Origin of the sequence: Inquilinus sp. YAF38 (genome assembly GCF_052113205.1) — a bacterium.
Taxonomy (GTDB): domain Bacteria; phylum Pseudomonadota; class Alphaproteobacteria; order DSM-16000; family Inquilinaceae; genus Inquilinus.
The window spans coordinates 1-6,971 of record NZ_JBFRCU010000165.1; the positions used below are offsets into that span (position 1 = coordinate 1).

A 6,971-nucleotide genomic window follows, 5' to 3' on the forward strand; every position below is an offset into this window, starting at 1 on the left:
CGACCGATGCCGATGTGCTCAACAACAGCTGGGGCTTCGGCAACGCCTTCTTCGACGACCAGAACTCCGCCTTCCTCGACAATTTCGGCAGCGCCGCGTTCGCCGCCGCCCGTGCCGCCACCATCAACGCCGCCACCAACGGGCGGGAYGGGCTGGGCACGATCATCGTCCAGTCAGCCGGCAACGCCTATGGATATGGCGACGACACCAACCTGCACAGCTTCGCCAACAATCGCTGGACCATCACCGTCGGCGCCACCAACCAGGACGGCACCCTGTCCGACTACTCGACCCAGGGCGCCTCGATCCTGGTCGGGGCGCCGGGCAGCCCGAGCGCGGGCACCATCGTCACCACCGACCGGGTCGGCGCCGCCGGCTATGAGGCCGGCAACTACACCACCAGCTTCAACGGCACCTCGGCCGCGGCGCCGATGATCTCCGGCGTCGTCGCCCTAATGCTCGACGCCAACCCGAATCTCGGCTGGCGCGACGTGCAGGAGATCCTGGCCTACAGCGCCCGCAGCGCCGCGACCACGTCCGGCGATCAGACCAACGGTGCCGGCAACTGGAATGGCGGCGGCCTGACGGTCAATCACGACATCGGCTTCGGCCTGGTCGACGCCCATGCCGCGGTGCGCCTGGCCGAAAGCTGGGGCGGCACCGCGCACACCAGCGCCAACGAGATCAGCGTCTCCGCCTCAGCCTCGCCCGGCCTCGCGATTCCGGATGGCAACCAAGGCGGTACGACCACTCGCCTGACGATCGGCACCGGCATCGAGATCGACCGCGTCGAGGTCGGGCTGAACCTCACCCATAGCTGGATCGGGGATCTGCAGATCGTCCTGACCTCGCCGGACGGCACCCAGAGCACCCTCGTGAACCGGCCGGGTGTGGGCGCGCTCGATGAGACCGGGTCGAGCCAGGACAACATCGTCTTCACCTTCGGCACCGTGCACGACTGGGGCGAGTCCGGCCAGGGCGTGTGGACGCTGACCGTCCGCGACCTCGTCAGCGGCGACAGCGGCGTGCTGAACTCCTGGAACCTGCGTCTCTACGGCGATGCCGCCAGCGCGGACGACACCTATGTCTACACCAACGAGTTCGCCACGATCGGCGCCGATGCGGCGCGCCGGACGCTGGGCGACGCCGGCGGGGTGGACACGATCAACGGCGCGGCCCTGACCGGCGCCGCGGTGGTCGATCTCGCCGCCGGCACCGCCACCATCGCCGGCCGGGCCGTGACCTTCGCCGCCGGCACGGTGATCGAGAATGCGATCACCGGCGACGGCGGCGACCAGCTCACCGGCGGCACCGGCGGCAATCATCTGAGCAGCGGCCGCGGCGACGACGTACTCCGCGGCGGCGCCGGGGCCGATATCCTGGACGGCGGCGCCGGCATCGACCTTGCCAGCTACTACGGCAGCTGGGTCAGGGTGGTGGTCAACTTGACCATGGGCACGACCAGCGGCGGCGATGCCCAGGGCGACGCCCTGACCAGAATCGAGAACCTGTCCGGCAGCCAGGTCGGCGACGCCCTGTTCGGCAGCGCCGGCGCCAACACCCTGTCGGGCTGGTGGGGCGACGATGTGCTGGTCGGGGCCGGCGGCCAGGATACGCTGACCGGCGGCGCCGGGGCGGATCGCTTCGCCTATGGCAGCGCATGGGAGAGCCAGGTCGGCGCCGGGTCGGACCGGATCACCGATTTCAGCCACGCCCAGGGCGACAAGGTCGATCTGGCGGTGATCGACGCCAACACCGGCTTGGCCGGCAACCAAGCCTTCACCTTCATCGGCGGCGGCCTCTACACCCACCATGCCGGCGAGCTGCGCTTCGCCGTCGCCGCCAGCGTGACCACCATCGCCGGCGACATCAACGGCGACGGCGTCTCCGACTTCCATATCCGGCTGAGCGGAATGGTCGGGCTGGTCGTCGGCGATTTCGTGCTGTGACAGCGCGATGACGGTTTCCACCCTTCCATCCGCGCCGCCGAGCCCCTATCTTAGGGACGTCGGGCAACCGACTATGACGATAAACGCCTTTTGGAATAGACGCTGCGGACCCGGGGGCGGTACCCGGCGCCTCCACCAAATCTCCGGTGTTGGACGGAGCATGGGGGCGAAATAGGATCGACGCGTGTAGTAAAGGAAAGGTTTTCGTCCGGCATGGTTCCGCCGTTATCGGGCCATTGCAATAGTTGCCAACGACAACTTTGCTGAGGTTCGCGCGGCTGCGTAAGCAGCTAAGCGTCCTCGATCAATCCCTCGGCGGCTAGCCCCGTCGAGGTGGGGCTTGGGGCACCCAGCAACAGAACGCCCCACTTCTCTCTTCCAGATCTCGGCCCGGAATGTCGGACATGGGCGGCCATCTGCCGCGCGTCTCCCTTTTCATCCCGCCGGCCCCGGTCTAGTGTGATCGGATGGACGACGAACTCCGATATGACCGCATGGTCGAATCCGCCCTGCGGGGCGTGGTCAGGGAAGCTTTGGCCAGTGCGGCCGAGAAGGGGCTGCCGGGTGATCATCATTTCTACCTGACCTTCGTGACCAATCATCGAGGGGTCGCGATCCCGGAATACCTGCGGCAGAAATACCCGCAGGAGATGACCATCGTGCTGCAGCACCAGTTCTTCGGGCTCGAGGTCTGCGAGGACCGGTTCTCGGTCTCGCTCAGCTTCTCCAGCAAGACCGAGCGCCTGGTGATCCCGCTGGCCGCGATCTCCACCTTCGCCGACCCGTCGGTCAACTTCGCCCTGCAGTTCCAGTCCGCCAAGGAGGCTGCCGAAGCCGAGGCCGCGGAGGACGGCACCGCCGACGAGGACTCGGCCGAGTCGGTGCAGGACGATACCGGCAACGTGGTCCAGGGACCGACCGGCAAGGGCCCGTCCGAAGCCACGCCGGCCGACGGTGCCAAGATCGTGACGCTGGACGCGTTCCGGAAGAAATAAGCTACTTGCTGCACCGTAGGTTGGGTTCGCGTTGCGAACCCAACATCTTGCCGCCATCACCCTGTTGGGTTCGCTGACGCGAACCCAACCTACGAGGTCGCCGCTCCCCGCCCCTCGCGCAGCCGGGCGGCCAGCCGGAACGGCGCCTCGGCCAGGTCGCCGAGCCGCTTCAGCCCGGAGATCTGACGGCCGAAAGCCAGCACCTCGCCGATCCGGCGCTCCAGGAAGGCGCCGGTGATCTCCTGCCCCTCCGACCGGTCATCGAGCCAGACCAGCAGGGTCGAGGCATAGACCCCGGCCAGCAGCCCGCGCTTGGAGTAGTAGTTGATGTCGGTCGAGCGGTCGCCGGCCGCCCGCCACATCGCGTCGACGGTGCGGTGCAGTTGGCGCAAGCCCCGGCGCGACAGCGGCCGCAACGCCCGCCGCACCAGGTCGCGCCGGACCGCGTCGCGATAGGACAGCAGCAGGTCCAGGCGCACCGTCACCGCCCGGGCGATCTTCTCGCGCACCCGCAGGCTCTCGAAGGCCTCGCCCTCTTCCGCCAGCCGGGCCACCATCTCCCGGTCGGCCCAGTCGTGCAGATGGTCCGACAGCTCGGCGATCCCGCCGGGGACCAGGACAGCAACCTCGTCGAGGCCGAATCCGGCATCCTCGGCGCCGAGCTGCAGCGCCTGCCGGGTCCAGCCGTCGAAGGCGACATGCGGCAGCACTGCCAGCAGCAGGGCGTCGCGCTCGGCCGTCTTATCGCTTGGGTCGGTCATGGGGATTCCCTCAGGCTCTGTCGGCGAGATGGTGCGCCTCGGCATCCACTGCCAGGTCGGTCAGGTCGCGCAGCCGGTCGAGATACAGCACGCCGTCGAGATGGTCGACCTCGTGCTGCACCACGCGGGCGTGCAGCCCTTCGGCCTCGCGCTCGATCACCTGGCCGTCGAGGCCGAGGCCGCGATAGCCGATCCGGCGCCAACGCGGCACCAAGCCGCGGAAGCCCGGGATCGACAGGCAGCCCTCCATCCCGACCGCGATGTCGTCGGCCAGCGGCGCGATCTCCGGATTGATCAGCACGGTCGGCCCGTCCGGCGCCGGCGGCTCGCCCTCCTCCTGCCGGCTCGCCGGCACCTCGAACACGATCAGGCGCAGCGGCCGGTACACCTGCGGCGCGGCCAGGCCGATGCCCGGCGCGTCCCGCATCGTCTCGATCATGTCGGCCGCCAGCCGCGCGATCTCGGGGTCGCCCGGATCGGCCACCGGGTCGGCGATGCGGCGCAGCACCGGATGGCCCATGCCGACGATCTTCAACAGCGTCACGATCCCATCTCCCGCTTCACCGCCATCGCGTGCGCTGAAGAAGATGCAGCGCGAAGGCATCTTCCGGGAGATGAAGCTTCGTCGCAACGACGAGAAGCCGTCTGGGAAGGGCGCCCGCGAGCAGGCCGAGGCGGTGCGCCGCGCCCGCAAGACGGCGGCCAAGCGGCCCGATCGCGAGGGCTACTCTGCCATGGCAGAGTAGCCCCGGCGCCGACGACGATGTCATTCCCCGCAGAGCTGATGTAGGAATCGGGTAAGGCGCCGCCCGCAGGGCGGCCGCCGGCAACGAAACCCGGGGGAAACATGCTCATCGGCGTGCCGAAGGAAATCAAAACCCACGAGTACCGTGTCGGCCTGACCCCGAGCTCCGTCCGCGAGCTGGTCCATCACGGTCACAGCGTCATCGTCCAGACCGGTGCCGGCGCCGGGATCGATTTCGGCGACGACCGCTACCGCGCCGCCGGGGCGGAGATCGTGCCCTCCGCCCAGGAGATCTTCGACCGCGCCGAGATGGTGGTGAAGGTCAAGGAGCCGCAGCCGGACGAGTGCCGCATGCTGCGCCGCGGCCAGGTGCTGTTCACCTATCTCCATCTCGCGCCCGACCCCCGCCAGACCGAGCTCTTGATGAAGTCGGGCGCGGTCGCGATCGCCTATGAGACCGTGACCGATGCCCGCGGCGGCCTGCCGCTGCTGGCGCCGATGAGCGAGGTCGCCGGCCGGATGTCGATCCAGTGCGGCGCCCATTGCCTGGAGAAGATCCAGGGCGGCCGCGGCATGCTGCTGGGCGGCGTGCCCGGCGTGCCGGCGGCCAAGGTGGTGGTGCTGGGCGGCGGCGTGGTCGGCACCAATGCGGCGCGCATGGCGATGGGCCTCGAGGCCCATGTCACGGTGATCGACAAGTCGCTGCAGCGGCTGAAGGAGCTGGACCTGCAGTTCGGCGCCGAGTTGAACACCATCTACTCCACCGTCGACTCAATCGAGGAGTACGTCACCGGCGCCGACCTGGTGATCGGCGCGGTGCTGGTGCCGGGCGCCGCGGCACCGCGGCTGGTGACCCGCGCCATGATCGCGAAGATGAAGCCCGGCTCGGTGGTGGTCGACGTCGCCATCGACCAGGGCGGCTGCTTCGAGACCTCGAAGCCGACCACCCATGACGACCCGACCTATGTGGTCGACGGCGTGGTGCATTACTGCGTCGCCAACATGCCGGGCGGCGTGGCGCGGACTTCGACCGTGGCCTTGAACAACGCCACCCTGCCCTTCGCCCTGGCGCTGGCCGACAAGGGCTATCGCCGGGCCTGCCTCGACGACCCGCATCTGCGCGAGGGGCTGAACGTCCATTCCGGCCAGATCACCAACAAGCCGGTGGCCGAGGCGCTGGGCCTGAACTACGTGCCGACCGAGGTGGTGCTGCGCGCCGCTTAGCCGGATTCGGGATTTGACGTGTTGCCTCTCCCGCTTGCGGGAGAGGTCGGACATCCTGTCCAACCCGGATAGAGAGGTAACAGAATAGACCGGATGGATAGGTGACAGCTCTGATGTCGGCAGGGAGGGCCTGCCGATGCCTTGGGAAGAGAGCTGCGCGATGGATCAGAGAGYGTCGTTGATCGGAGACTGGCTGGGCGGGGAGTGGACGGTGCTGGAGCTGTCGGAGCGCTACGGGATCAGTCGGAAGACGGCGTACAAATGGATCGATCGGTATCGGCTGGAGGGATCGGCGGGGCTGTTRGAGCGGAGCCATGCGCCGCGGGTGCACGGCCGATCGACGCCGGTGGAGCTGGCGGCAGCGATCATCGAGCAGAAGCTGGCGCGGCCGAGTTGGGGTCCGCGCAAGATCATCGCGAAGCTGGAGGAGCGCTATCCGGAGGCGGCTTGGCCGGTGCCGTCGACGGCGGGTGAGATCCTGAAGCGTGAGGGCCTGGTGCAGCCGCGGCGTCGGCGCCATCGGGTGCCGGCGACGCTGGGTGGTCTGACGGTGGCGGAGCGGCCGAACCATGTCTGGGCGACAGACCACAAGGGCTGGTTCCGGCTGGGCAATGGCGAGCGGTGCGAGCCGCTGACGATCGGCGACGGCTATGCGCGGTATCTGCTGGGGCTGACGGCGGGCGACAGCACCCGCGGCGAGGAGGCGCGAGAGGAGTTCGAGCGGAGCTTCGAGGAGAATGGTCTGCCCGAGATCATGCGGTCGGACAACGGTTCGCCGTTCGCCTCGCCCGGTGTCACCGGGCTGACGCGGCTGAGTGCCTGGTGGGCGAAGCTGGGCATCCGGCACGAGCGGACGGCTCCGGGCAAGCCGCAGCAGAACGGGCGTCAGGAGCGGTTCCATCTGACCTTGCTGGAGGCGATCGACCCGCCGGCGGCCGACCGGGCGGCCCAGGTCGCGCGCTTCGCCGAATTCCGGGCGTATTACAATCATGAGCGGCCGCACGAAGCTTTGGGGCAGACGCCGCCGGCCCGGCGCTATCAGCCGTCGCCGCGGCCATTGCCGAAGCATCTGCCGGAGCCGGAGTATCCCCGGGAAGCCGATATCCGCCGGGTGCGCTCGAACGGCGAGATCAAGTGGGCGGGCGATTTCCTGTTCGTGTCCGAGGTTCTGGTTGGCGAATGGGTCGCCATCGAGGAACACGAAACCGGCGAGCTGCGCATGCGCTTCTACAACACGCCGATCGGGGTGATCGACCCCCAGCAGAAGCGACTGTGGCGAGTTGGGGCGCCTGCGCGC

7 protein-coding genes and 1 other RNA gene are annotated in these 6,971 nt (G+C 68.7%); 6 read left to right on the plus strand and 2 right to left on the minus strand.

What is annotated here, in order from left to right; all coding sequences use genetic code 11:
• The 3 genes from AB4Z01_RS35530 to AB4Z01_RS35540 form a co-directional block, all read left to right on the plus strand.
• Positions 1-1,949 (plus strand): S8 family serine peptidase (locus AB4Z01_RS35530; RefSeq protein WP_441701480.1); only part of this gene is annotated, 1,949 nt, incomplete at its 5' end.
• 19 nt (positions 1,950-1,968) lie between these two features.
• Positions 1,969-2,319, plus strand: a transfer-messenger RNA (tmRNA) gene (ssrA, locus tag AB4Z01_RS35535).
• 124 nt (positions 2,320-2,443) lie between these two features.
• Positions 2,444-2,944, plus strand: coding sequence for an SspB family protein (locus tag AB4Z01_RS35540; protein WP_441701482.1), 501 nt, complete (start codon positions 2,444-2,446; stop codon positions 2,942-2,944).
• An 89-nt stretch (positions 2,945-3,033) separates the two neighbouring features.
• Here AB4Z01_RS35540 and AB4Z01_RS35545 read toward each other — a convergent pair whose 3' ends face one another.
• Positions 3,034-3,705, minus strand: a complete 672-nt coding sequence (locus AB4Z01_RS35545) for a COQ9 family protein (RefSeq protein ID WP_441701484.1) — start codon at positions 3,703-3,705, stop codon at positions 3,034-3,036.
• Between the two features lie 10 nt (positions 3,706-3,715).
• Positions 3,716-4,249 (minus strand): peptide deformylase, encoded by a 534-nt coding sequence (gene def, locus AB4Z01_RS35550; RefSeq protein ID WP_441701486.1) that lies wholly within the window; start codon positions 4,247-4,249, stop codon positions 3,716-3,718.
• Positions 4,250-4,292: 43 nt separating this feature from the next.
• Between def and AB4Z01_RS35555 the strand changes: the two genes are divergently transcribed.
• The 3 genes from AB4Z01_RS35555 to AB4Z01_RS35565 form a co-directional block, all read left to right on the plus strand.
• Positions 4,293-4,451 carry a small ribosomal subunit protein bS21 gene (locus AB4Z01_RS35555; protein WP_441701491.1) on the plus strand — a complete coding sequence of 53 codons (159 nt, stop codon included), beginning with the start codon at positions 4,293-4,295 and terminating at the stop codon, positions 4,449-4,451.
• 101 nt (positions 4,452-4,552) lie between these two features.
• The gene (gene ald / locus AB4Z01_RS35560) at positions 4,553-5,674 is read left to right on the plus strand and encodes an alanine dehydrogenase (protein WP_441701488.1); all 1,122 of its coding nucleotides are present in this window, start codon (positions 4,553-4,555) and stop codon (positions 5,672-5,674) included.
• A gap of 160 nt (positions 5,675-5,834) precedes the next feature.
• The coding region (locus tag AB4Z01_RS35565) for an integrase core domain-containing protein (RefSeq protein ID WP_441701489.1) at positions 5,835-6,971 on the plus strand (1,137 nt) is incomplete at its 3' end.

What these genes read in the sequence shown, in the direction of transcription:
- AB4Z01_RS35540 (WP_441701482.1), top strand. Translation starts at nt 2,444, where the DNA reads ATGGTCGAATCCGCCCTGCGGGGCGTGGTCAGGGAAGCTTTGGCCAGT.
- AB4Z01_RS35545 (WP_441701484.1), bottom strand. Translation starts at nt 3,705, where the DNA reads ATGACCGACCCAAGCGATAAGACGGCCGAGCGCGACGCCCTGCTGCTG.
- AB4Z01_RS35555 (WP_441701491.1), top strand. Translation starts at nt 4,293, where the DNA reads ATGCAGCGCGAAGGCATCTTCCGGGAGATGAAGCTTCGTCGCAACGAC.
- ald (WP_441701488.1), top strand. Translation starts at nt 4,553, where the DNA reads ATGCTCATCGGCGTGCCGAAGGAAATCAAAACCCACGAGTACCGTGTC.